Annotated in this window: 21 protein-coding genes and 2 pseudogenes; 8 read left to right on the top strand and 15 right to left on the bottom strand. The window is 71.3% G+C overall.

Annotated elements, in window-relative coordinates; translation table 11 throughout:
* Positions 1 to 43 precede the first annotated feature (43 nt).
* The 3 genes from AB0O01_RS32245 to AB0O01_RS32235 form a co-directional block, all read right to left on the bottom strand.
* Positions 44 to 634 (bottom strand): aromatic-ring-hydroxylating dioxygenase subunit beta, encoded by a 591-nt coding sequence (locus AB0O01_RS32245; protein WP_365318992.1) that lies wholly within the window; start codon positions 632 to 634, stop codon positions 44 to 46.
* Positions 635 to 641: 7 nt separating this feature from the next.
* Complete coding sequence (locus AB0O01_RS32240; protein ID WP_365318990.1) at positions 642 to 1,982, bottom strand: aromatic ring-hydroxylating dioxygenase subunit alpha; 1,341 nt, start codon at positions 1,980 to 1,982, stop codon at positions 642 to 644.
* Positions 1,983 to 2,236: 254 nt separating this feature from the next.
* Positions 2,237 to 2,941, bottom strand: a complete 705-nt coding sequence (locus tag AB0O01_RS32235) for an IclR family transcriptional regulator (RefSeq protein ID WP_365319198.1) — start codon at positions 2,939 to 2,941, stop codon at positions 2,237 to 2,239.
* A gap of 332 nt (positions 2,942 to 3,273) precedes the next feature.
* Between AB0O01_RS32235 and AB0O01_RS32230 the strand changes: the two genes are divergently transcribed.
* Together AB0O01_RS32230 and AB0O01_RS32225 are read left to right on the top strand one after the other, a co-directional pair.
* Complete coding sequence (locus AB0O01_RS32230; protein ID WP_365318989.1) at positions 3,274 to 4,110, top strand: alpha/beta hydrolase; 837 nt, start codon at positions 3,274 to 3,276, stop codon at positions 4,108 to 4,110.
* A gap of 78 nt (positions 4,111 to 4,188) precedes the next feature.
* Positions 4,189 to 5,079, top strand: a complete 891-nt coding sequence (locus AB0O01_RS32225; protein ID WP_365318987.1) for a VOC family protein — start codon at positions 4,189 to 4,191, stop codon at positions 5,077 to 5,079.
* Positions 5,080 to 5,317: 238 nt separating this feature from the next.
* Here AB0O01_RS32225 and AB0O01_RS32220 read toward each other — a convergent pair.
* Positions 5,318 to 6,196: pseudogene (locus AB0O01_RS32220) on the bottom strand (YafY family protein); the annotation flags it as partial.
* Between the two features lie 63 nt (positions 6,197 to 6,259).
* Here AB0O01_RS32220 and AB0O01_RS32215 point away from each other — a divergent pair.
* Both AB0O01_RS32215 and AB0O01_RS32210 read left to right on the top strand, forming a co-directional pair.
* Positions 6,260 to 6,646, top strand: coding sequence for a VOC family protein (locus AB0O01_RS32215; protein ID WP_365318985.1), 387 nt, complete (start codon positions 6,260 to 6,262; stop codon positions 6,644 to 6,646).
* 2 nt (positions 6,647 to 6,648) lie between these two features.
* Positions 6,649 to 6,972, top strand: coding sequence for an antibiotic biosynthesis monooxygenase family protein (locus AB0O01_RS32210; protein ID WP_365318982.1), 324 nt, complete (start codon positions 6,649 to 6,651; stop codon positions 6,970 to 6,972).
* Positions 6,973 to 7,401: 429 nt separating this feature from the next.
* On the opposite strand, the gene AB0O01_RS32205 is transcribed toward AB0O01_RS32210, so the two are convergent.
* The 4 genes from AB0O01_RS32205 to AB0O01_RS32190 all read right to left on the bottom strand — a co-directional run bounded on the left by AB0O01_RS32205 (position 7,402) and on the right by AB0O01_RS32190 (position 12,851).
* A complete protein-coding gene (locus tag AB0O01_RS32205) occupies positions 7,402 to 8,943 on the bottom strand; it encodes a hypothetical protein (protein WP_365318980.1) in 1,542 nt (513 codons plus the stop codon).
* Between the two features lie 418 nt (positions 8,944 to 9,361).
* Complete coding sequence (locus AB0O01_RS32200) at positions 9,362 to 9,541, bottom strand: hypothetical protein (RefSeq protein WP_365318978.1); 180 nt, start codon at positions 9,539 to 9,541, stop codon at positions 9,362 to 9,364.
* Between the two features lie 642 nt (positions 9,542 to 10,183).
* Positions 10,184 to 11,116 (bottom strand): helix-turn-helix transcriptional regulator, encoded by a 933-nt coding sequence (locus tag AB0O01_RS32195; protein WP_365318977.1) that lies wholly within the window; start codon positions 11,114 to 11,116, stop codon positions 10,184 to 10,186.
* Between the two features lie 211 nt (positions 11,117 to 11,327).
* Positions 11,328 to 12,851 (bottom strand): GMC oxidoreductase, encoded by a 1,524-nt coding sequence (locus AB0O01_RS32190; RefSeq protein ID WP_365318975.1) that lies wholly within the window; start codon positions 12,849 to 12,851, stop codon positions 11,328 to 11,330.
* Between the two features lie 454 nt (positions 12,852 to 13,305).
* Here AB0O01_RS32190 and AB0O01_RS32185 point away from each other — a divergent pair, with 454 nt between their 5' ends.
* Positions 13,306 to 13,953, top strand: a complete 648-nt coding sequence (locus tag AB0O01_RS32185) for a TetR/AcrR family transcriptional regulator (protein WP_365318974.1) — start codon at positions 13,306 to 13,308, stop codon at positions 13,951 to 13,953.
* 405 nt (positions 13,954 to 14,358) lie between these two features.
* Here the strand turns inward: AB0O01_RS32185 and AB0O01_RS32180 are convergent, their stop codons facing one another.
* The 7 genes from AB0O01_RS32180 to AB0O01_RS32150 all read right to left on the bottom strand — a co-directional run bounded on the left by AB0O01_RS32180 (position 14,359) and on the right by AB0O01_RS32150 (position 19,699).
* Entirely contained in the window at positions 14,359 to 16,071 is a 1,713-nt protein-coding gene (locus AB0O01_RS32180) for an AMP-binding protein (protein ID WP_365318972.1), read from the bottom strand.
* 106 nt (positions 16,072 to 16,177) lie between these two features.
* Positions 16,178 to 17,467, bottom strand: coding sequence for a hypothetical protein (locus AB0O01_RS32175; protein ID WP_365318971.1), 1,290 nt, complete (start codon positions 17,465 to 17,467; stop codon positions 16,178 to 16,180).
* Positions 17,464 to 17,715: a hypothetical protein gene (locus AB0O01_RS32170; protein ID WP_365318969.1), complete on the bottom strand. Its 252-nt coding sequence runs from the start codon at positions 17,713 to 17,715 to the stop codon at positions 17,464 to 17,466. Before AB0O01_RS32170 ends, AB0O01_RS32175 begins: the two co-directional genes overlap by 4 nt.
* Complete coding sequence (locus AB0O01_RS32165; protein ID WP_365318968.1) at positions 17,712 to 18,368, bottom strand: VOC family protein; 657 nt, start codon at positions 18,366 to 18,368, stop codon at positions 17,712 to 17,714. Before AB0O01_RS32165 ends, AB0O01_RS32170 begins: the two co-directional genes overlap by 4 nt.
* 40 nt (positions 18,369 to 18,408) lie before the next feature.
* On the bottom strand, positions 18,409 to 19,161 hold the full coding sequence (locus AB0O01_RS32160) for an Asp/Glu racemase (protein ID WP_365318967.1): 753 nt from the start codon (positions 19,159 to 19,161) through the stop codon (positions 18,409 to 18,411).
* A gap of 34 nt (positions 19,162 to 19,195) precedes the next feature.
* Positions 19,196 to 19,438, bottom strand: a complete 243-nt coding sequence (locus AB0O01_RS32155) for a hypothetical protein (protein WP_365318966.1) — start codon at positions 19,436 to 19,438, stop codon at positions 19,196 to 19,198.
* 54 nt (positions 19,439 to 19,492) lie between these two features.
* Positions 19,493 to 19,699: an SDR family oxidoreductase gene (locus AB0O01_RS32150; protein ID WP_365318964.1), complete on the bottom strand. Its 207-nt coding sequence runs from the start codon at positions 19,697 to 19,699 to the stop codon at positions 19,493 to 19,495.
* Positions 19,700 to 19,905: 206 nt separating this feature from the next.
* Between AB0O01_RS32150 and AB0O01_RS32145 the strand changes: the two genes are divergently transcribed.
* The 3 genes and pseudogenes from AB0O01_RS32145 to AB0O01_RS32135 all read left to right on the top strand — a co-directional run.
* The gene (locus AB0O01_RS32145) at positions 19,906 to 21,744 is read left to right on the top strand and encodes a gamma-glutamyltransferase (protein ID WP_365318962.1); all 1,839 of its coding nucleotides are present in this window, start codon (positions 19,906 to 19,908) and stop codon (positions 21,742 to 21,744) included.
* Between the two features lie 131 nt (positions 21,745 to 21,875).
* Positions 21,876 to 22,727: an inositol monophosphatase family protein gene (locus AB0O01_RS32140; protein ID WP_365318960.1), complete on the top strand. Its 852-nt coding sequence runs from the start codon at positions 21,876 to 21,878 to the stop codon at positions 22,725 to 22,727.
* A 95-nt stretch (positions 22,728 to 22,822) separates the two neighbouring features.
* A pseudogene (locus tag AB0O01_RS32135) lies at positions 22,823 to 22,923 on the top strand (ATP-binding cassette domain-containing protein); the annotation flags it as partial.

Raw genomic sequence — 22,923 nt, 5'->3', positions numbered from 1 at the left:
AGGTCGGCCGGGGCGCCCGCGACCGGGTTCGGGTGCGTGGCGCTCACAGGAAGATGCTCAGACTGGGGGAGAGGAGCGTGGTCTGCTCCAGGACGATCTTGCGGGCGGCGATCCGGAAGGGATAGCCGCCGGTCGCCGGATCCGTGGGGCGCAGGATGTCGAAGCGCTCGCCGACGAACCAGTCCTCGTGCCGCTCCAGGCGGCTGCGGTAGACGGAGAAGTTGGACACGACGTCGAGTTCACCGGCCCGGGGACCAGGGCCGATCCGGACATTGGTGAGAAGACGGCGGGTGCGCGAGGGCGGCTCCTCGGTCCAGGAGACACCGGAGGTGTAGCGGCGGACACGGCCGGCCAGGTAGTAGTGGTTGTCGTCGATGACGGCACTCTCGTTCCGGCCCGCGATCTCGCGGTGCCGTTCGCGATGGGTCCTGGTCATCCGGGTGGGCAGCCAGTAGTGGACGTCCTCGGTGAAGAGGTCGATCCACTCCTCGTACCGGTGCTGGTCGAGGAGTTCGGCCTCCGCGTAGAGGAACTGCTCGACCAGGTGCTGGGTCTGCACATCGACGGTGCGCAGGGCCGGAGCCGGGGCCGGGGCCGGGAGGGCGGACGGTGTGCTGCGGTCGGCGGTGGTCATGGCGCGCTCATCCCTGCCTCGTGGGGGACACGGCGGCCTCACGGGCCCGGTCCGCCTCCTGGATACCGGCCCAGGGCCTGCCGCTCACCAGGTCGTGCCAGCGGCGGTAGAAGCCGCGCGCCGCCGTCTCCGCGTACACGTCGTTCGACAGGCCCGGAAGGCCGTGCGCATCGCGTTCCTCGAAGCCGAGGCCCATACCGGTGTGGAAGCGGCTCCGCCGGGCCTGGAATCCGCGCAGGATCCGCTGGATCTCGGTCCAGTTCTCGCCGTCGTCGGTTTCGAACGAGCCCGCGGGGCTGAAGCCGTTCTGCGTCCAGCGCCGCATCTCGGTCCGCACGGACGGCGGCGCGTCCCTGGGGACGTAGGTCCACGCCCACACCTCGATCGAACCCGGCCCGCGCGGATGCCAGACCCGCATGGTCTGGAATCCGCCGACATTGAGCCAGGAGAGGTTAGGGAAGATCGTGTGGTGGTTGCTCACCTTGAGGGCGCGGTCCATCCCGATGCGGCGGACGATCTCCTCCTCCCGGCCGACCAGCCACTCGTACGCCTCCCGGCGGAACTCGTTCTCCGGGGGGACGGTGATCATCGGCATGAAGAAACCGCCGGAGCCGTGCCCGTTCCCGCTGAACTGCCGCCCCGGCCACGCGGGGTCCGCCGTCGGCTGGTCGTCGCCGGGACCATCGGAAAGGGCCAGCATCCCCGAGGCATGGGAGACGGGCACGTGGTACATGTCGCCGCCGAACTGCTCACTCGCGAACTTCCAGTTGCAGTCGATGACCCATTTCGTGGTGCCCGGCACGAATTCCAGCCCGGCGTCGAAGCGGTCCGCCAGGGCGTCGAAGAAGAAGGCCATGTCTCCGAGATAGTCCTCGAATTCCGGTGTCTCCTCCGACCAGGTGCCGAAATAGAACCCCTTGTGGTGCGCGATGCGCGGCACTTTGCGGGCGCTCCACCGGGACTTGTCGATCTGCCCGTGGTAGGCGCGCTCCTCCAGCGGCACATTGATGAGGTTGCCCTCAAGGTCGTAGGACCATCCGTGATACGTGCAGGTGAACGTCTTGCTGAGGCCCGTGTCCGCCCGGCAGATCCGCATTCCGCGGTGGCGGCACTGGTTGAGGAACGCCTTCACCGAGCCGTCCCGCTGCCGGACCACGAGCACCGGGTCCTCGGCCATGTACGTCTGGACGAAACTGCCCGGCTTCGGCAGTTGAGAGTCATGGGCGAGGAACAGCCAACTGCGCCCGAAGACGAATTCGAGTTCACGCTCGTAGATGTCTGGATCCGTATAGATCCGAGGGCTGTTCCATCCCCGGTCGGGGTCGACGAGACCGTCGAGATCCATCATGGGGTCCCTCCCGTCCTGAATTGTGTGCGGCTCATGTGTCGGGCTCATGTCTGCGGCTTATGTGTGCGGCTCATGTACGTACGGCCCATGTGTGCGGCCCCTGCGCAGGGCCGGTGTGCGCGGCCCATGTGCGCGGCCATCTGTGCGGCCCGGATGGGCGGCCGGATGGGTGGCCGGATGGGTGGTTCTTGCGGGGAACAGCTTTCCGGCCGGACCGGGCCGCCCCAACCGCGATGTTCAGCGGGGCGGAACGCTCAGCCGGTGGCCCGGGACAGGTCGCGCGACAGGGCCAGCAACGCCGTGGCGCAGCGTCCCCCGACCCGGGCGCGGAACGAGGAGACCGAGACGGCCGCCACGGCGGTGCCCGTCACGGGGTCGAGGATGGGAACGGCGGCGCACCACAGGCTCTCCTGGAGTTCACCGTCGTCGTGGGCGAGCCCTTCGTCACGGACGCGCTCCAGCGCACGGGCCAGCCGGTCCTCCGTGTGCAGGGTGCGGCAGGTGAAGCGGGGCAGCGGCCCCCGCGCCAGGAAGGCGTCCCGGGCGTCGGGGCTGAACGCCAGCATCGCCTTGCCGAGCGCCGTCGCGTGGGCCGGCCGGCGGGCCCCGACCGAGGTGGCGACGCTCCCGGTGTCATGACCGAAGAGTTTCTCCAGGTAGAGGACATCCGTACCACTCAGCGTCGCCAGATGGACGGTGTCGCCGCTGCGTGCCTGGAGCTCTGTCAGATACGGCATCGCGCGCCGCCGCAGTCCGGTCGAGCGGATGGCGGGCGAGCCCGCCCGGTTGGCGACCTCGAAGAGCCGCTCCGTCAGGGAGTACCGGTTGCCGACCTTGCGGACGAACCCGCCCGCCACCATGACCGACAGGAGGCGGTGTGCGGTCGACTTGGGAACTCCCACCGTCTGCGCCAGCTCCGTGACGCCCAGGAGGCCCTTGGGGCCTCGGAACGCGTCCAGCAGACCAGCACTTTCGCGGCTGAGCTTCCGGACAGATCACTGACCGCGCTGCTCATCGAGATCACCACTTCCGCTGAGCGGGGCAGCATGTAAATGCTCATTTACATGCCGGTAATCAAGCCACGCGCCGGAATGCGTGTCAAGAGTGCGCGCACTCGCTCACCTGCTGCGAGCGGCTCGCTCCCCCCCGGCGCCGCCCGCGCGCGGGAATCCCATGAGGTGTGTTCAGCGGGGCGGAACCGCGCGCTGTCAGGGACCCGCCGCGCGGTGGAGTCTCGGCGGTACCGCCGCAGAGCCCGGCGGACGGACGCGCCCGCGACGAGGAGACACCCGTGCCACAGAAACTGACAGCCCAGGGAACCAGCCGGTCCGTCCGGACCAAGGACTGGAAGATCCACTACCACGAGGCGGGCGAGGGCCATCCCCTGCTGCTGCTCCACGGCAGTGGCCCGGGCGCCACCGGCTGGAGCAACTTCGGCCCGAACCTCACCGCACTCGCCGACCGGTTCCGGGTGATCGCCCCCGACATGCCCGGCTGGGGCGACTCGGACCCCGTCGAGTCCGCCCGGCGCGACCATGTGGACGCCGCGCTGCAACTCCTCGACGCGCTCGGCATCGAGAAGGCCGCCCTGATCGGCAACTCGATGGGCGGACTGACAGCGATCAAGTTCGCCGCCCTCCACCCGGACCGCATCTCCCACCTGGTCGCCATGGGGGCGGGAGCGCCGGGGCCGGCCGTCCTCGCGCCCGGCGGTGGACTGAGCGAGGGACTGAAGATCCTCGTCCGGGCCTGCGAGGACCCGTCCCCGGAGGCCATGCGCGCACTCGTCGACGTCATGACCTACGACTCCGCCTTCGCGACCGACGAACTGATCCGGCAGCGCTCGGAGGCGGCCCGCAAGCGTCCCGACCACCTGGTCAACTTCCTCTCCGGCTTCCCCAGGGGCATCGCGGCCAGCACCATCGAGGAGGTCGAGAGCATCCGGACCCCGACCCTGCTCCTGCACGGCCGCGACGACCGGGTCATGTACCCCGAGGGGTCCCTGAGGCTGCTCTCCCTGATCCCGGATTCCCGGCTGGTCCTCATCAACCGCTGTGGTCACTGGCTCCAACTGGAGCACGCGGACGAGTTCAACCGCCTCGTGGCCGACTTCGTCACCGCCCGGTGAACCCGGGACATGGATCACCACCGCACGTCGCACACAGAGTCGGGAGTGGAGAGTGGAGAGTGGAGAGTGGAGAGAACGATGGCTGAGGTAACGGGTCTGGGCTATGTGGTCGTCGACGCGACGGACCTCGGGGCGTGGCAGGAGTACGCCTGCGGCCTGCTCGGGATGCAGTCCGCCGTGGACACGGCCGACAGGCTCGTGCTGCGGATCGACCACAAGGCGTACCGACTGGACATCCGCCGCGCGGACCGGGACGCCGTCGCCGCGATCGGCTGGGAGGTCCGGGGACCGCGTGAACTCGACGCGCTCACCCGGGCCCTGGAGGACGGCGGCTACGCCGTGAAGCGGCTCGGCGGCGAGGCGGCGGCGCGGCGCGGGGTCAGCGGACTGGCCGAGTTCGACGATCCCGACGGCCAGCGGCTCGAACTCTTCTGGGGCTCCCGGGAGGCCGCCGACCGCTTCACCTCCCCGACCGGCGCCGGGTTCGTCACCGGCACGGGTGGCATGGGTCATGTCTTCCAGTTCGTCCGCGACGAAGCGGCCCACGCCAAGCTGTACTTCGACATCCTCGGCTTCCGGCTCAGCGACCACATCGACTTCGGTCCCGGCATGAGCGCCACCTTCGCGCACTGCAACGAGCGGCACCATTCCATCGCCTGGGCCGTCGCACCCGGCCTCCCCCCTGGGGTGGGGCACCTGATGTTCGAGGTGGACGAACTCGATCACGTCGGACGGGCCTGGAGCAGGGCCCGGGGCGGTGCGGCACCGATCACCATGGAGTTCGGCAAGCACACCAACGACGAGATGCTGTCCTTCTACTCGAAGACACCGTCCGGCTTCCAGGTCGAGTACGGCTACGGCGGCAGACTCATCGACGACACGACATGGACGCCGGCCCGCTACGACGCCACCAGCTACTGGGGCCACGAGTTCACCGAACACCGAGACCCGGACGAGCCCGACGTCTGAGCCGGCCCCGCCCGGCACGGGGTGACCCCCACCCGCCGTGCTCCCCGCCCAGGCGCTGCGAGCACGGCGGGCGCGCCGTATCAAGACCTGCCCCGGTGATGAAGTCGAGGCGCCGGAGCGCGTTGTCCGTCGGTAAGGGTGGAGAGCCGGCCGTGACCCTCGCCAAGTCGTCGGCGCACCCGTCACCGGCGGCCATACGCTCTCCGAGACCACCCCGGCCACGAGGGGCTGCCACGTCCTGGAATTCGGTGGCGAGGCTGAGCAGGTATCTGGCGAGTGCGTCCGCGTCGGGGCCGCCGATGTCGATGACGGTGGCGTCGGGGCCGTCCTGGCGGTGAGTGCCGACCGTCGGCGGGACGAGCCGCAGTGCTTGGTCCATGGGCAGCGGGAGACGGACGGTCGCATGGAGCGGGTAGGTGCCGGCTGCGATGGACCGGGAGACGAGCAGGACCGGGTCGGGCGGGTCGAGGAGTTCCACAGCATGCCCGGTCGGGTGTAGGTGGACCACCCGGTCCGCCCGGAAGGTCCGCCACTCGCCCCGTGTCACATCCCGGGCCACGAGGTACCAGCGGCGTCCTGTGTGCACGAGACGGTACGGGTCGGTCTCCCGGGTGGTGGCCCTGCCTTCCCTGTCGCGGTAGGAGAGGTGGGTGCGCTCGCCCCGGCGGCACGCGGTGGCCAGTTCCAGCAGCATGCCCGGCGTGATCTGCGGCTCGTCCGGCCTGGGGGTGTGCACGAAGGCGGCGTCCATCTCGCCGAGCCGGTCCGCGATCCGTGGGGGAAGGACCTGGCGCAGTTTCAGCAGCGCTGACAGCGCGGCCTGGTCGCCGCCGAGAACGCCGCTGAGTGCTGCCTCACGCAGTCCGACGGCCACGGCGAGTGCCTCTTCGTCGTCGAGGATCAGGGGCGGGACCCGGTTTCCGGCCCTGAGGCGGTAACCGCCCCAGGGCCCGGGGTCGGACTCGACGCCGTAGCCGAGTTCCCGGAGCCTGGCGATGTCCCGGCGCACCGTGCGCTCGGTGACCGCCGTCCGGCCGGCCAGCTCAGCGCAGGTCCACGAGGGCCGCGCGGACAGCAGTGAGACAAGTCGCAGGAGGCGGGCCGAAGTGCTGATCACATCGTGAAGTGTCCCGGATGACCAGGACGGAAACTGTCCTGGTCCCGTCGTAGCGTCTGTCCCATGAGCACTGGAAAGGCATCCGCACCCGCGATCCGCTACGCGGCCGTCACCTTCGACTGCCCGGACCCCGCCGAACTGGCCCGCTTCTACGGCGACGCCCTGGGACTGCCCGTCGTCTACTCCACTGACGACTTCGTCCTGCTCGGCCGGGAGGGCTCGGCCGGACTGGGGTTCAGCCGCCTGGCCGATTACCGACGCCCCACCTGGCCCGACCCCTCCCAGGAGAAGCAGGCCCACATCGAACTGGGCGTGGATGACCTGGATGCCGCCCAGACCTGGCTGCTCGCCCAGGGTGCCGTCGAGCCGGCGGTCCAGCCGGAACCCGGCCGGTGGCGGGTCCTGCTGGATCCCGCGGGCCACCCGTTCTGCATCACCACCCTGGTCTGAGCATGATCGGCAGACTGATGACCATGACGGCGCATGCGGGCAGAGGCGGCGAACTCGCCGCTGTCCTGCTGCGGGTGGCGCAGGGGCTGCGCGGTTTCCCGGGCTGTGAGCTCTACCTGATCAGCCGGGACACAGCCGATCCGGACACCGTGCACGTCACCGAAGTCTGGCGGGACGACTCCAGTGCGCAGGCCGCCCTCGCCGCCCCGTCGCCCGCCGGCGGTCCCGCCCCCGCAGACGTCCTTGCGCTGCTGTCGGCCCCACCGCACCGCACGGACCTCACCGTCCTGGGCGGGGTCGGTCTCCCGGCCGACGACCAGCCCTGACCAACAAGCCGCCGCGGGGCCCACGCCTGCGGGCGGGCGCGGGTCATGCGGTGTGCACGGTGGGTCGCGCGGCCCGGCCACCGGCGCCCCTCGGGCCCGGCACGGTGGATACGGCGAGTCCCCGCCCGGCCCCGCCTTCCTCCACCGGCTCCCTCCGCGGCCTGTCCATACCGGGCAGACCACCGTGATGACCGAACACCACCGCACCGAACAGCAACCCCGTGTACCGGGCAGCAAGCCAAGCCCCCCGCCCGCATGCTTGTGCGGCACCTTCACGCGGCCGTGCGTTGAGGCTTGATGGGTGGATCCGAGTCCGGTTTTGCCCCGCTGTTTCCGTGGGGTGATCGGCTTGGCCGGGTGGTGGCGCTGTGCCGGATCCATCTCCTGCACCTATCTCCTGCACCTATCTCCTGCACCTATCTCCTGCATCTATGTCCTGGTGGGCTCGGGTATCAGCTCCGCCATGACGGCCGGTGGCAGGGACGGGTTGGCGGCGGCGGCTTCCACCACGAGCCCGTCGTGGTCGGCGAGCAGTTCGACGATGGCCTCCGGCGGCAGGGCCGGGTGTCCTGCCGCGACCCGCCGTGTCTGCCTGTCAGCCAGACAGGCGAGCAGTGCCGGGCCGGTCGCGTTGGGGTGCCGGGCGATCTCACGCAGTGCCTTCCGCACAGGCGGTATGTGTCCGGTCAGGTCCTCCAGCAGGGCGGGCGGGGCCCCGGGGTTGGCCGCCACCTTGGCGACGACCCGGACTCCGTGGCGTTCGACCATGGACCGCAGTCGGGTCTCCGAGAGGCCGGGGTGCGGCGCGATGGACCCGACCACCTTCGCGTCGGGGTCGTCGGCCAGCGCGTTGCGGGTCCCGGCCGGCAGATCCCGCCGTTCGGCCAGGAGCATGCGCATCACCGGATGCGACGACCTGGACAGCTCCTCGGTCTCGGAGGGAGAAGCGGCGGCGATCCGCGGCAGCAGGGACGGGCCGATCCTGGTGACGGCGGCCAGACCGGAGAGGACATCGAGCGGCACACGGGGGTTGTGCGCCAGTCTGCGCTGCACGTCGTGGCCCCGGTCGGCGGCCAGCACACGGATCAGGGCGTCGCCGATCGCCGGGTTCTCCGCGAGCTCGGCCCGAACGCCCGGCACGGGGTCACCGCTGAGCCGCGCCGCTGACTCCGGCGGCAGGTCGGGGCGGGCGGCGAGCCGGCAGCGCAGCAGCGGCGAGGGGTGGTCGGTGAACCCGAGGAGAGCACCGACCGGTGTGGCGGGGTTCCGCAGTGCCTGCTCCGCCAGCTCGTGGAGGGTGGATCCGTGCGAGCCGGCGCACGAGGCACCCGGCCGCAGGTCCCATTCGAGCCGCGGACGGGACGGATCGTGCCGGTACGGATCGTGCCGGTACGGAGTCGCCTCGCCCTCGCAGACCGGGCACCGCTCCGCAGGCGGCAGCCCCTCGCCGGTGATCAGCATGGCCAGGACCTGCGGTGGTGTCGCCTCGTTGGCCGCCACCGCGCGGCGGACCCCGGCATGCGGGTGGCGCGCGAGACGGGCCGCCAGGTCCCCCGTGGTCCACAACGCGAGTTCCGCGACGACCTGTACGTCCGGGTCGGCGGCGAGCGTCTCCCTCACATCGGCCGGAAGCCCGGGACAGGCGGCGAGCTTCGCCCGGCGACCGGCGTCGGGGTCCCGGGCGAAGAGCCGCGCCCACTCCGGGTCGCCGGCGGCCTCGTCCAGCAGCGCGAGCGCGGCGTGCGGCTGTGTGAGGGGGTTGATGTCCGCAGCGGTCAGCCGGCCCTCGTACACGAGCCGCACAGCGCTCTCCTCGACCCGCGCGGCCAGGTCGGCCGCCTGCTCGCGGGTGAGGTCCGCGCGGCCGGCGAGGCCATGGGCGATGTCCTCGTCCGCGACCGCGATCAGGCGCCCGACCAGTTCGAAGGGCAGAGCCTCATTGACGGCGAGGCCGCACAGTACATGGTTCACAGGAAGACATCCTCGCGGACCGCAGTCGAACAGCGGATATGGTTTTCGGCCCCGGGAGCAGACCGCCACGACCGCGAAGCGGCTGACCACGGCGGCGCTCCAGAAACCGACCTCGCCCGCTTCACAGCCGATCTCCGTCACCCCGACGGCCCCCCCGCCCCGCTGGCCCGACGGCGAAACCACCGCCCTCACCCGCTGGCGCACCCTCGCCACCGCCCGCCGCGAACTGCTCCACACCTGTCCATAGGCCCCGTACTCCGAGGTCCCGGGTGCACGGGGCCTGACCGGGGCTTTCCCCGCTGTCCCTCCCGTAGCCGCCCTTCGACGCGGTCCGCCAAGCCCTCCACGAGTTCCTGGGAAGCCCGAGCGCCTGCGCCCGGCCTGCCGCGATCCCGCTCCGGGGGCTGGGGACGGGTTCTCAGTCGATGACTCCCTGGATCTCGTCGTCGCGGACGATGATGTACTCCTCGTCGGCCGGAATCTGGGTTCCGTCCAGGAGGGTCAGCGGGCCCGGGTCCTTCCCGGCCTTCTTCGCCGCATCCCAGGCAACGAGCCTCGCCTTGAATTCCTTGACCTCTTCCGCGGTGGGTTCCGCCATGTTCTCCCTCTCCGATCACGTCCGGTTGAACGGGTGGCGTACGGGCGCCTGCGCCGACGCTCCCGGCTTCCGTATCCATACCCGGAACGGCTCTCCACCTCGGTGCGCTGCTGTCCCTGCCTGCGATTCGGTGGGGTCCTCCAGGAAGGTGATGTGGGACAGGTCCATGGCACCTCGGGATCCTCACCGGGCGCCGGTACCACGACGGCGGCGTTCGACTCGCCCGTCAGCGAGGTGGCGGGCTGAGGCTGAACAGGACTGGACGTGACAGCCGGACAGCAATGCCGACCAGGGAGTAGATCGGGCGCCGTCGCCGTACGGCAGGCTCCGTGACCGCGAGGCCCGCACCGTCGGCCGGCCCGTCCTGCGCGCGTGCCGACGGGGCGCCGACCGGCCCGTCCTACGCGCCTACCGACGGGGCGACCCGGAGATCCCTGACGGGGTGACCATCACCACGGCGCACGTGGAACTGGTCACCGTCTCACCCTGGGGCGGGGCCCGCCCGTCCAGGGCGGTCCGTACGGTGTCCGCGGGGCCCGCTCGCGGACCTGTTGTGGACTGGACCGTCGAACTCCGTCCTTGGATTCGCAGAGCAGCGCCCCCTTCCCCAGTGTCAGACGAGTTCGAGAGGGAGCCCGCGTGTCATGCCTCCGGGCGCGTCTGCCCGAGTCCCGCCGCCCCGGAGTCTGATGCCATGCTGCCGCGGTCCGGCGCGGGCGTGTACCAACTGGCGAGGAGCCGGAGGGCATCTGCGGACCGGGAGCCTTCGGCGGCGACGTAGAGAACCAGCTTCTGGTCCTGCTCTTCGGGCAGGTGAAGGGCTTCGTAGTCGACTTCGACGGTTCCTGTCTCTGGATGCTCGATACGCAGGGTGCCGCTCAGGCATGCGGAGACCGTGTGCTGGGCCCACATGTGGCAGAACTCGCGGCTCTTGGTCGCGAGTTCTCCGACCAGATCGCCGAGGTAGCGGTCGTTGGGGTGGGCGCCGGCCTCCGCGCGCAGTACGGCGGCGAGGTCCGAGGCGGCGGACTCCCAGTCCCCGTAGCGGCTCCGTGCTTCGGGCGCGAGGAAGGTCCACTTGGCGAGATTGCGGTCTTTGGCAGGTACCGCCTCCATGTCGAAGAGGAAGGAGCGGGCCAGCCGGTTCATGGCCAGGATCTGAAGTCCCCGCCCCAGGACGAGTCCGGGCGAGTTGAATTCCTCCAGCATGCGGTGGACGGCGGGCCGGACCCGCAGCGGCGACAGCCCGGACCGTGGGGCGGGGCCGGTGTGGGGGGCGGCCAGGGCGTGGAAGTAGGCGCGCTCGGTTTCGTTGAGCCGGAGGGCGTCCGCCACCGCGGTCAGGACGCTCTGCGAGACATGGCGTGCGCGGCCCTGCTCCAGGCGGGCGTAGTAGTCGACGCTCACTCCGGCCAACTGGGCTATCTCCTCGCGCCGCAGGCCCGGGACGCGCCGGGACTTCGGGGAGCCGAGGACACTCTCGGAGCCCGTGAGTCCTACGTCCTGGGGCCGCAGTTGTCCGCGTCGAGCGCGCAGGAAGTCGCGGAGTTCCCTGTTGGTGTCGATGGATGCCATCGCTGTCCGTCCGTTCTCCTGGCGGGTGGGTGCGGTGCTGCGGGGGAGGACCTTGTGGCACTGGCCGCTCTGCTCGGGCGCCGGTGCGGGAGGGGGCCGGTGCGGGAAGGGGCCGGTGCGGGAGGGGGCCGGTGCGGGAAGGCGCCGGGCAGGTGTGTCCGGCGGTGGGCAGGGGTGCCTGCCCCGGACACACCGGCCCGTTTGCCCCGCCTCAGCGGTTCAGGGCCTGCCGGAAGATGTGCTCGGCGGCCATGATCGTGGTGAGGTTGGTGGCGGTCGAGGGCGCTTCGAGGAAGATGGAGGCGTCGATCACGCGGAGGTTGTCCACGCCGTACACCGAGCCGTAGCCGTCGACGACGGCCCACTGGTCGTCGGGGCCGCCCATGGGCACCGTCGAGGTGGGGTGGTGATAGCTGGCCAGGTTCCCGCGGATGGCCTTGCTGAGTTCGGCATCGGCGCGGACATCGTCGCCGGGGGTCAGCTCCCCCGCCAGGACAGCGGCGAAGGCGTCGGTACGGGCGATCGACCGGCTGAGCTTGACCCCTTCGAGCATACGGCGGCGGTCTCGGGGAGTGGCGAGGAAGTTGTAGTCGATGACCGGGGCGTCCGCGGGGTCGGCGCTGCGCAGTTTCACGGAGCCGATGGACTCGGGCCGGACCACGGCGATGGCGAGGACGATGGCTCCGCCCGTCGGGCTGTAGCTCGGGTCGATGAGGTGCGTGGCCGAGATGTGCAGGTCGAGTTCGTCCGGCCCGGCCAGGGACGAGCCCGTCCAGACGATGGCCCCGCCCGCCGGCGTCATGTCCCGGGCTTCGGGGCTCAGGGCGTAGGCGTTGTAGAAGAAGGGGTGGTCCTGGAACCGCCGGCCGACCGGGAGATCCGCCACGACCTCGATACCGTGGTCGGCCAGGTCACCGGCGACTCCGATGCCGGACCGCATGAGGATGCCCGCGCTGCCGTAGGCCCCGGCGGAGAGAATGATCTCGCCGCCCTCGTACAGGGTGCCGTCGACGGTCCGCACGCCGGTGGCCCTGCCCGCGGTGATCTGGAGCCTGTCGGCCTGCTTGCCGCCCAGGATGGTGAGGTTCGGCCGGTTGCGGACCTCTTCGGTCAGGTAGGCGAGGCCGGTGTTCTGGCGGACGCCGGAGACGATGTTGAACGGGTAGGGCGCCACACCGTTCTGCTTGTCGGCGTTCGGGTCGGTGATGCGGGTGAGGCCGAGGTGGTCCGAGGCGTCGATGAACGCCCTCAGGGACGGGGTGAGTTCCTCGTAGGTCTGCTGGTGGATCGGGAAGGGGCCGCTGCGGCCGTGGAAGGCGTCGTCCCCGGAGGAGGTGTTCTCCAGGAGGCGGTAGGTCCGGAGCACCTCCTGGAAGGACCAGTTGCTCACGCCGCGGGCCGTCCAGGCGGCGAAGTCCGCGGGGCGGGCGCGCAGCGCGACCGCCGCGTTGACCGCGGAACTTCCCCCGAGGGCCTTGCCGCGCAGCGCGGGGATCTCGGCGTCGGTCGCTCCGATCCTGGCGACGTAGCCCCAGTCGTGCTCGGCGTCGCCGCCCACCTTGGCCGAGTCGAGCAGTATCTCGGGGTACTGGCCGCGCGGGTATGCCCGGCCGGCCTCCAGCAGCAGCACCGACCGTGAGGGGTCCGTGGACAGCCGGTTGGCCAGTACCGCTCCGGCCGACCCGCCGCCCACGACCACCACGTCGAACCGCTCGCTGGCCGTCTTGTTGCTCATCGTCTGCTCCCATCAGGGTCTTCGCGGCGTTTCCGGTCTGTGCCGCTGTCACCAATAAAGCCCCCGCCGGAGGGCCTGCGGACGGGTGGCACGGGCCCCGTTGTACCCAGGTCTGCCAGTTCCCCCTTCGACGCGTTGCGGCGCCCTTCGGTCGGCCCCCAGGTTCCGCCAGCCGACCGATCGACGGGAGGTCGACGGGAGGTCGACGTCATCGTCTATAGTTTCACATGTGTGACTAATTTTGGGGATGCTCGGGCGGTCGGCCTGAAACGCCGCGCGGGCGCATCGAGGCGGGCGGTCCGGTGCCGCCAGGCACACGCGATGAACGTCGCTCTTTGGACGACCTTGTCGAGTCAAGGGTCTGACAAGCTTCCCGATGACCGCTTTAATGCCGGGTATGTCTAAGCCCACGACGCGGAGCCCTGCTCGGCACGAGATGGTAATGAACCGGCTCATGGAAGCGGCCGAGCAGCTCTTTGCCCGCAAAGGGGTGGCCGGTACCTCACTCGGGGAACTGGCGGAGGCGGTCGGCCTCACTCGCACGGGCGTCTATCACTACATCCGCAACAAGGACGAGCTGCTGGAGACCCTTGTCCAGGGCTTCACCCTGCCCACCTCCCAGGATGTGCAGCGGCTCGCGCAGCCCGACTCCCGGCCCGCGATCGACAGGTTGCGGGAGGCCGTCACGAACATGGCCCTGATCGTGGCACGGCACCCGCAGCGTTTCCGGCTCCTGCTGACCAGTGAGGGTGCGCTGCCGCAGCCGCTTGCCGAACAGCATCTCCAGGCCCGCAGGCAGACCCTGGCCTCGCTGAAGGATCTGGTCTCCCAGGCGGTCAAGGAAGGCTCGTGCCGGCCCGTGGATCCGGAGCTGGCGGCCTTCAGCCTCCTCGGGGTCGCGAACTGGGTCGCCTTCTGGTACCCGCGTCGCACCGGTGCCGGTGCGGCCACCCCCGAACTGGTGGCCGCAGGGCTCACCGACATCGCCCTGGGCGGTCTGCTTGCCAACCGGGCCCCCTCGGGAACCGAAGGCGTCTCCTACATGGTCGGCCTGCTCCGAGAGGACCTCGACCGTCTGGAGGGCATGCTCAAGGACAGTTGACGCCGGATATCGGGCGCGCGGGCGGACCCATCCGCACTTCCCAAGGGACGCTGCTTCGTCCCCCCGGTACCTGCGGCAGCGCAGCCACGGAGGCGCCACCCGGTGCCTGCGGCAGCGCAGCCACGGAGGCGCCCCCCCGTGCCCGCGACAGCGCAGACACGGAGGCGACCGCAGAGACGGCCGCTCTCGCCGTGGTCGAACGAGTACTGCGCCAGCCACCCCCGCTCCAGCGGCGGTGCCGCCCGTCGGACCCGGCCATTCCTCCCGTCACGAGGCGCCGTCCGGGCCGTCCCGGTTCTGCGGCCCGCCCATGGGGCGGAGCGCGAACCGCGCGGCCTCGCTCCTGGTGCGCCGGCGCACCGGTCGCGGAGCCGCCGGCACCGACCGCTTCGCCTACCGCTTCGCCTAGACAGACGCCCCCGATTCACCGGCGAGACTGTCGGCGATGTCGTCGCGCAGCGTCTTCTTGGCTACTTTGCCGACCGGGGACAGGGGCAGCGACGGCAGGTACTCGACCCGTTCGGGCAGCTTGTAGACGGCCAGCCCCTGGGCGCGCAGGAAATCGCCGAGTGCCGCGACGGTGAGCTGCGGCGCATCGTGTTCCGGAACGAGATAGGCGCATCCTCGTTCGCCGAGGACGCGGTCCGGCATGGCCACGAGCGCGGCGCCGGCCACGTGCGGGTGCCGCAGGATCAGTTCTTCGACTTCCTCGGCGTGGATCTTCTCGACGCCCCGGTTGATCACGTCCTTGATCCGGCCGTCGATGGAGTAGCAGGTCATACCGTCGATGGCATGGCGGCGTGCCAGGTCGCCGGTGCGGTAGAAGCCGTCGTCCGTGAAGGCGTGTGCGTTGTGCTGCTCGGCGCGGTAGTAACCGCGGATGGTGTACGGCCCGCGGACGCACAGCTCGCCGATCTCGCCGTCGGCGGCCTCGGTATCGCCGCCGGGCTCCAGGATCCGGATCTCGTCGGCCGGTGAGATCGGCGTGCCGACCGTGTGGTGGCGCATCCGCTCGGATCCGTGCGGGGGTGTCACCAGGAACATGCCCTCCGCCATGCCGAACTTCTGCCGGATCCGGATGCCGAGTTCGTCGCGCAGCCGCTCGGCGATCTCCGGGGGCAGCTTCTGTCCGCCGATGATGAAGTCCGTGACCGAGGACAGGTCGGCGTGTCTGCTGCGGGGTTCGTCCAGCAGCCGCACGGCCAGCGCGGGCGGGACGAGCGGGATGGCGTCGGGCCGGGTCGTCTCGATCAGGTCCAGCAGGGTGCCGGTGTCCGCGGAGGGTGCCAGCACCAGCGTCGCCCCGCTGAGCAGGGCGGGCTGGAGCGCGACGGAGATACCGGCGTTGTGCATGATGGGCAGGGCGTACAGGACGGTGGTGCCCGGAGCCCAGCCGAGGGCCTGGGCCCAGGCCGACGCGTTGTACGCGTACTCCTCGTGCAGCCGGGGGGCGACCTTGGGCAGGCCCGTGGTGCCGCCGGACAACTGGAAGACGGCGATCTGCCGCGGGTCCAGCGTGTGGTACGGCAGGTCGGCTGGATCCGCTCCCTCTCCGGCGCCGAGGATGTCGGCGTAGGAGAGGTCCGGTGCGCTGGACGGGCCGCGGGCGATGACGATTTCGCCGATCACGCCGCCGGACCGCAGCTCGCGGGCGTGCTCCGGCAGTTTGCCGTGCCGGAAGTCCGCCTGGGCGATGAGGCCGCGCGCGCCGACATGCCGTGCGAGGACACTGATCTCACGGACGCCGTGCTGGGGCAGTGTGCACACCGGGCGGATCCCGGCCATCAGGCACCCCAGATAGGCGATCACGGTCTCGGCCACGTTCCCCATCTGGAACATCACCGCGTCACCGGGCCGCAGCCCGCTGGACGCGGCGAGGCCGGCCGCGAACTTCTCGGCGGCGGCGAACAGCTCCCGGTAGCCGAGTGTCTGCTCGGGGGTGATCAGGGCTGTCCGCTCGGCGTGCTGGGGCGCTGCGGCTCTCAGCTCCGTCGGGAGGGTCCTGCCGCTCCAGAAACCCGCGGCCCGGTATGCGTCCGATATGTCTGCCGGGTAGGGGACGAGTCCTTCTTCTCCGGCTGAGCCCGTGGACCGGGCGAACACCGTGCTTTTCGGCATGTTTGGCATGTTCGGCATGTTCGGCAATTTAACGGCTCTTCTCATGGGATTCCATGGCTGATCTTCTGTCCGGCCGTCCCCGCCCGATGGGCGGCCGGATGCGGGGTCACGGGCCGGCCGGCCCGCGGTCGGTCTGCCGACGGGAGGCACGGGCCCCGGCGGGGAAGCGTGTGCCGAGCCAGGGGTCCATGGCCTCGCCCGCCAGCGTGGCTCCGGAGGGCGCGCCCTGGGTCAGGGGCGCACCGAAGTGGCGGCCCGCCACCCGTATGTGTGTCACGTCTCCGGAGGCGAAGGAGTCCGTCATGTGCCGGGCGTCGGCCGGGAAGCACGCCTGGTCCCCGGTCAGTTCGATCAGCAGGACGGGGACGTTCACGCCGGCGGCGCAGCGCACCAGGTCCGCCCGGCTGGAGATGCCGGACCAGGTCGACAGCCAAGCCTCGGGGGTGGTGAGGCGGCCGAAGCCGACGATCCCGTAGTTGGTCAGGTCCGGCCGGCGGCCGAACAGGGAGCCGTAGGGGCGGTCGTTGGGGTCCAGGTGGAGGTCGACGCCCCGCAGATCGGCATCGGTGCGGTGCACGACGATCACCCCGGAGGCCAGGGCCCGGCGGCGGTCGCGCGGGTCTCCGGTGCGTGCGTGGCGGTGGCGTGCCGTGGCCGCGGCGGCGATCCGTTCCCGGGCGATCCGGTCGATGCGCTCCACACGGGAGCGCTGTGCACGGCGGTACGTCTCGATGAACTCGGCAGCGTAGCGGGAGGGGACCGGCGGCGGCGCGAATCCGTTGCGCGGGTCGTAGGGGTCGAGCGCCGGGTCGATCGACATCGGGTCGGCCTCGTCCGCGACGGACGGGTCGATCACCCGCATCAGCAGCCGACCCTGCCCGGGATGCGGTGCCATGAGCAGCAGGCCGTCCGGCACGGGCATGCCGGCCTCGGCCAGCGGTACGGGCTTGCCGCCGGGGGTCGCCGCGTCGCGCCAGGAGGCCGGGAGGGCCGCCTGTTCGATGTAGTAGGCGGCCAGTGCCCCTCCGCCCGAGTGGCCGACGCTGACGACCTTCTCGAATCCGTGCTCACGCAGGAAGGTGTGCCCGGCGGCCATGTCGAGCAGCGCCTGTTCGTGCAGCAGCGTCAGGTCGTTGCCGGCCGAGCGGGTGTTCTGCGTCCACACCGCGTACCCGCGGCTGAGAAGCTCCGGCACCAGGACGTGGTGCGAGAAGTCCTGTCGCGGATGCATCAGGACGGCGACCGTGGTGGCGCCCGGCACTGTCCGCAGCAGTCCGCCGACCTTCGCTCCGTCGTGGGTGGTCAGTTCGTGGGCGGAGACGGCGGTGTGACCGGGGATGACGGCCGGGGCCACATAGCGGCCCGATCCGAGCCGCTGCTCGCTCGGGGCGCTCATCGGGCGCTCACCCTCAGCGCGTCCTTGTCCTGCTGGACGATGACCGAGTTCTCGATCCCGGCGACCGCGCTGTACCAGACGGCGTGCCGGCAGCCCGTCGCCCGGCGGTCGATCACGATATCCGTGTCCGGCGCGGTGATCCGGTGGTACGGGCCGACCATGTCGACGCCCAGCAGGGGATCCCGGGAGGCCACCTCGACGAAGCCCTCGTTCTCGGGGACGTCGAGGACGTAGATGCGCGCCGTCATGACCGCGCTCCGTCCGCCGCGGTCCCGGACCCGGCGTCCTGCCACGCGGCGGCCCGTTCGACGATGAGTTCCGCCTTGCGGGTCAGGAGTTTGTCCATGGAGGGGGCCTCGCCCCGCGCGATCTCGCACAGGGCGTCGATGGTGAGCGCAGCGTCGAGGTCCTCCTGCGCAGTGACCGGCCGCAGTGCCCGGGTGATCTCGATCAGGTAGCCGTTCGGGTCATGGGTGTAGATCGATTCGATCGTCTCGTGCATGACCTGCATCTCGACCGGCCACTCCGACTCGTCCAGCCGGCGCCTGTACTCCAGGAGGTCCTCCTCGTCCTCGACGTGGATCGCGAGGTGACGTGAGTTGGCGAAGTACACCGGGGTGTCGTGCGGCAGCCGGGCCCAGGCGTCACCCGGTGCGCTCTGGTCGCCGGACGGCTCCGTGCCGAAGTAGTAGAAGAACGCGATGCGGTCCCCGTTGCCGATGTCGAAGAAGAAGTGGATGAAGTCCGGGTGCTTCTCCGGCCCCCAGCCGGCCGCGCAGATCGAGTGGACGATGGGGAACTTCAGTACGTCGCGGTAGAACCGTGTGGTGCCGACCGGGTCGAACGTGGGGAAGGCGGCGTGGTCGACCCCCCGGACTCGGTGTTCGGGCTTGTGCGTCACGGGTGCTCCTCGGGCAGTGATGGATGGGCCGCGGCCTGCTTCACGCGGCACGCAGCGGCCGGTCGGCACGCAGCAGTGAACCGGCGTCCGGGAGGTCGACGGGCAGCCCGAGGCTGCGCAGGACCGCGTAGGCCCCGGCGGTGGCGGCGGAGATCACGGGCAGTCCGAACTCGTCCTCCGCGCGCTGCACCAGATCCAGCGACGGCATCTGCACGCAGGCGGAGATGACCAGGGCGTCGGAGGAGACCAGGTCCAGACCGCGGGCCGCCTCCATGATCCGGTCGCCGGGAATGCAGCCGACGTCGCTGTTGTCCGCCACCTCCAGGGCACGCCAGCCGACGACCTCGAAGCCCTCCCCCGTGAGGTAGTCGACGACCTTCTCGGCGAGCGGCTTCATATACGGCATCACCAGGGAGATCCGCGTGGCATGAAGGTCCGTCAGGGCTGTGATCAGGGCGCCGGCGCTGGAGAGGACCTTGGCGCCGGAACCGCCGGCCGCGAGCTGCTCCGCCACGGCGAGTTCCGCGATGCGGTGCTCCCCGCGGCCGGTGGCCATGATGGCGACCAGGCAGGCGTACAGCACCACATCGACTCCGGCGTCCCCGATCTCCATCACACAGCGCTCACGCTGGGCGTTCATGGCCCGCAGCTCCTCCGGGGTCACGGAGTGCATCCGCATACGGCTGGAGTGGAACGCGAACCGCGTGCCCGTCGCGCGGGACAGGAGGCGCGGCAGCTCGGTCTCGACGGTCACGTTGGAGCTGGGGACGACCAGCCCGACTCGATTCACCATGGGTGGGTACCACCAGTCCCTCTCGTATTTGACGTTAACGGCAATTGTTCGACAGTAATGTCTGATGGTCAATGACGGATCGGGCATTCACGCTTCCCGCCGTGGCGGACCAGTTGCTCAGGTGGGCCCAGTAGCGCAGCTCGAACTCGCGCGGCGCGATCGACCCTTGGCCGTCGCGGGCTGCGAAGCGGTCGGTGCGGAGGCCGCCGACCTGTGCCGGGCCGTCGTCGCCGTCGATGGCGAAGCAGCCCGGGACGGTCCCGGCGATGGCGGCCATGACCGTGTCAGAGCCCTCGCACTGTTCAGCGGTGGTCCGGGCGGTCAGGCGGGGTCACAGCCGGACGAGGCCGCCGTCGGCCATGATCGTCTGGCCGGTGACCCGGGAACTGCTCTCGCCGGCGAGTGACAGCACGGTGCCCACGATGTCGTCGGCGGTGCCCGGTCGCTTGATGGCCTGGGTCTGCGCGAGCGCCTCGATGTGGCGCCGGTCGATGTGGGTGAGGCCGCCGGGAGTCGTGGAGGCGGTGACCCTCGCCAAGTGGCCGGGTCATGCGTCGCCGACGAACACCCTCGACCACTACGCCCACTTCATGCCCGGGCCGGGGCAGAAGGGCCGCAGAGCCATCGATAGCCTGCTGGGGGAGTAGGGGAGCCCGCTGACGCGAACTCCGCCCTTCCCCCAGGAGCCCGGCCGGGCACCGACGATCAGGGCCGATGAGGCCGGAACGCGAGGCGAGAGGCCCCATGTTCACCACCCGACCCACCCTCCAGGGCACCTTCGGCATGGCGTCCTCCACCCACTGGCTGGCCTCGCAGACCGCCATGGCCGTGCTGGAGGACGGCGGCAACGCCTTCGACGCGGCCGTGGCGGGAGCCTTCGTCCTGCATGTCGTCGAACCCCATCTCAACGGGCCCGCCGGCGAAGTGCCGATCCTGCTCGCCCCGGCGGGCGGCGAGGTCCAGGTGCTGTGCGGTCAGGGCGTCGCCCCCGCCGGTGCCTCCGCCGCCCACTACCGCGCGCTCGGCCTCGACCTCGTCCCCGGCACCGGCCCGCTCGCCGCCGCCGTCCCCGGCGCCTTCGACGCCTGGCTGCTCCTCCTGCGCGATCACGGCACCCGCACCCTCCCCGAGGTCCTCAAGTACGCCATCGGCTACGCCGAGGACGGCCACCCCCCGGTGGAGAACCTCGGCGCGACGGTGGAGTCGGTGCGGGAACTGTTCGAGACCGAGTGGACCTCCTCCGCCGAGATCTATCTGCCGGACGGCCGCTCCCCCCGCCCCGGCGAACTGTTCCGCAACCCCGCCCTCGCGGCCACCTGGCGCCGCCTCCTCGCCGAGACGGAGACCGCCGGGGCCGCCGGGGCCGCCGGGGCCGGTGACCGCGAGGCACGCATCGACGCCGCCCGCGAGATCTGGCGCTCCGGATTCATCGCCGAGGCACTGCTGCGCCAGTCCGCGCGCCCCACCCTCGACAGCAGCGGCACCCACCACACCGGCACCCTCACCGCCGCCGACCTCGCCGGCTGGTCCGCGCACTACGAGGCGCCGGTCACCCACGACTGGAACGGCTGGACCCTCTGCAAGGCCGGCCCCTGGAGCCAGGGCCCCGCCCTGCTCCAGCAACTCGCCCTCCTCCCCGCCGAACTCCCCGCCCCCGGTTCCGCCGACTACGTCCATCTCCTCGTCGAGGGCGCCAAGCTCGCCTTCGCCGACCGCGAGGCCTGGTACGGGGACGCGGCCGAGGTGCCGGTCGCCGCGCTCCTCTCCGAGGAGTACAACGCCGGGCGCCGCGCCCTGGTGGGCGACCGGGCGTCGTACGCGCTGCGGCCCGGCAGCCCCGACGGGCGTCCGCCCCGGCTGAGCGCGGCGGCCGGGAGGATCCGGGAGACCGGCGGAACGGTGTTCGACCCGATGGGGGTCGGGGAGCCGACGGTGGCCGTCCCCTCCGCTGAACCGGCCGTCGCCGCCGACGGACTCACCCGGGGCGACACCTGCCACCTCGACGTCGTCGACCGCTGGGGCAACATGGTCGCCGCCACCCCCAGCGGCGGCTGGCTCCAGTCCAACCCCGTGGTCCCCGAACTGGGCTTCCCACTGGGCACCCGGCTCCAGATGACCTGGCTGGACGAGGGCCTGCCCAACACCCTGACGCCCGGCCGCCGCCCCCGCACCACCCTCACCCCCTCCCTCGCCCTGCGCGACGGCGTCCCGGTCCTGGCCTTCGGCACGCCGGGCGGCGACCAGCAGGACCAGTGGCAACTGCACTTCTTCCTCGCCGTCGCCCTGCGCGCCCCGGTCCGCGGCGGCCTCGACCTGCAAGGCGCCGTCGACGCCCCGAACTGGCACAACGACGCCTTCCCCAGCTCCTTCTACCCGCGCGGCACCCGCCCCGGCAGCGTCACCGTCGAGTCCCGGATGCCGGACGGGGTCGTCGCCGAGCTGCGCCGCCGGGGGCACGACGTGACCGTGGGCCCCGCCTGGTCGGAGGGGCGGCTGTGCGCGGTGGCCCGCGATCCCCGCACCGGCGTGCTGTCGGCGGCGGCCAATCCGCGGGGCATGCAGGGGTACGCGGTGGGACGCTGAGCCCCGGGAACACGCATCGCCCCATGCCCTCATTTCATCCCGATACGACCATTTCCAGGGGTTCATCCGGATTCCACCCCGCGTACACAACCCGGGCGGGGATTGTCAGTGCTGCGTGTTCTCATGGAGGTATGAACGACATCTCGGAAACCATCGACGAGTTTCTCGCACGGCATGCCGGTGACGTGGCGGACGCGGTCCGCAAGGCCGCCGAGGCCGAGATCCTGCCCCGCTTCCGCCGGCTCGCCGACCACGAGGTCGACCAGAAGAGCGGCCCGCACGACCTGGTGACCGACGCCGACCGCAACGCGGAGCTGTTCCTCACCGAGGCCCTCGCCGCCCTGCTGCCCGGCTCGGCCGTCGTCGGCGAGGAGGCGGTGCACGCCGACCCCGCGTCCTACGCGGCGATACGCGCCGACGCCCCGGTGTGGATCGTCGACCCGGTCGACGGCACCCGCCAGTTCGTGCACGGCGACGACGGCTTCTGTTCCCTGGTCGCGCTCGCCCTCGGCGGAGTCGTCCTCGCGTCCTGGACCTACGCCCCGGCCCGTGACCAGCTCGCCACGGCGATCCGGGGCCGGGGCGCACTGCTCGACGGCGTCCCGCTGCTCGCCGGTACCCCCACCCCCGGCCACGACCTCCGCGTCGCCACCTCCCACCCCGACTACACCACCGACGCCCAGAAGCGCGCGCTGCTCCCGCTGTGGACGGACGGGGTGGCGCCGCGCCCCTGCGGCTCGGCCGGTCTGGAGTATCTGGCCGTCGCCCGGGGCGAGTCGGACGCGGTGGCCTTCTCCTGGGAGGCGGCCTGGGACCACGCGGCCGGGCTGCTGCTGGTGGAGGAGGCCGGCGGCGCCCACCTCACCCGCACCGGCGAGCCCTTCCGCGTCACGGGCGGCAACGCCCTCCCGTTCACGGCCGCCCGCGACCGCGCGACGGCGGAGCGCATAGCGGCCCTGCTGTCGGCCGGTCCGGCCGCCTGACGGCGCGCCGCCGGGGGAGCGGGCGCGGGCGACACCACCGGACGCGACGGCGCGGGGGCGCCGCCGGACGCGACCACCCCCGGCACCGGCCCCCCGGGGCTGTCGGGGTCAACGGATCGGGGAAGTCGACCCTGCTCAGGCTCGTCGCGGGCGAACTCCAGCCCCTGGACGGCACCGTCCGGGTCGCCGGCGAGGT

It is taken from the genome of Streptomyces sp. NPDC093252, assembly GCF_040683675.1.
Classification (GTDB): Bacteria; Actinomycetota; Actinomycetes; order Streptomycetales; family Streptomycetaceae; genus Streptomyces.
The sequence above is the reverse complement of the archived record's forward strand: the minus strand, read 5'-3'. Positions and strand labels throughout refer to the sequence as shown.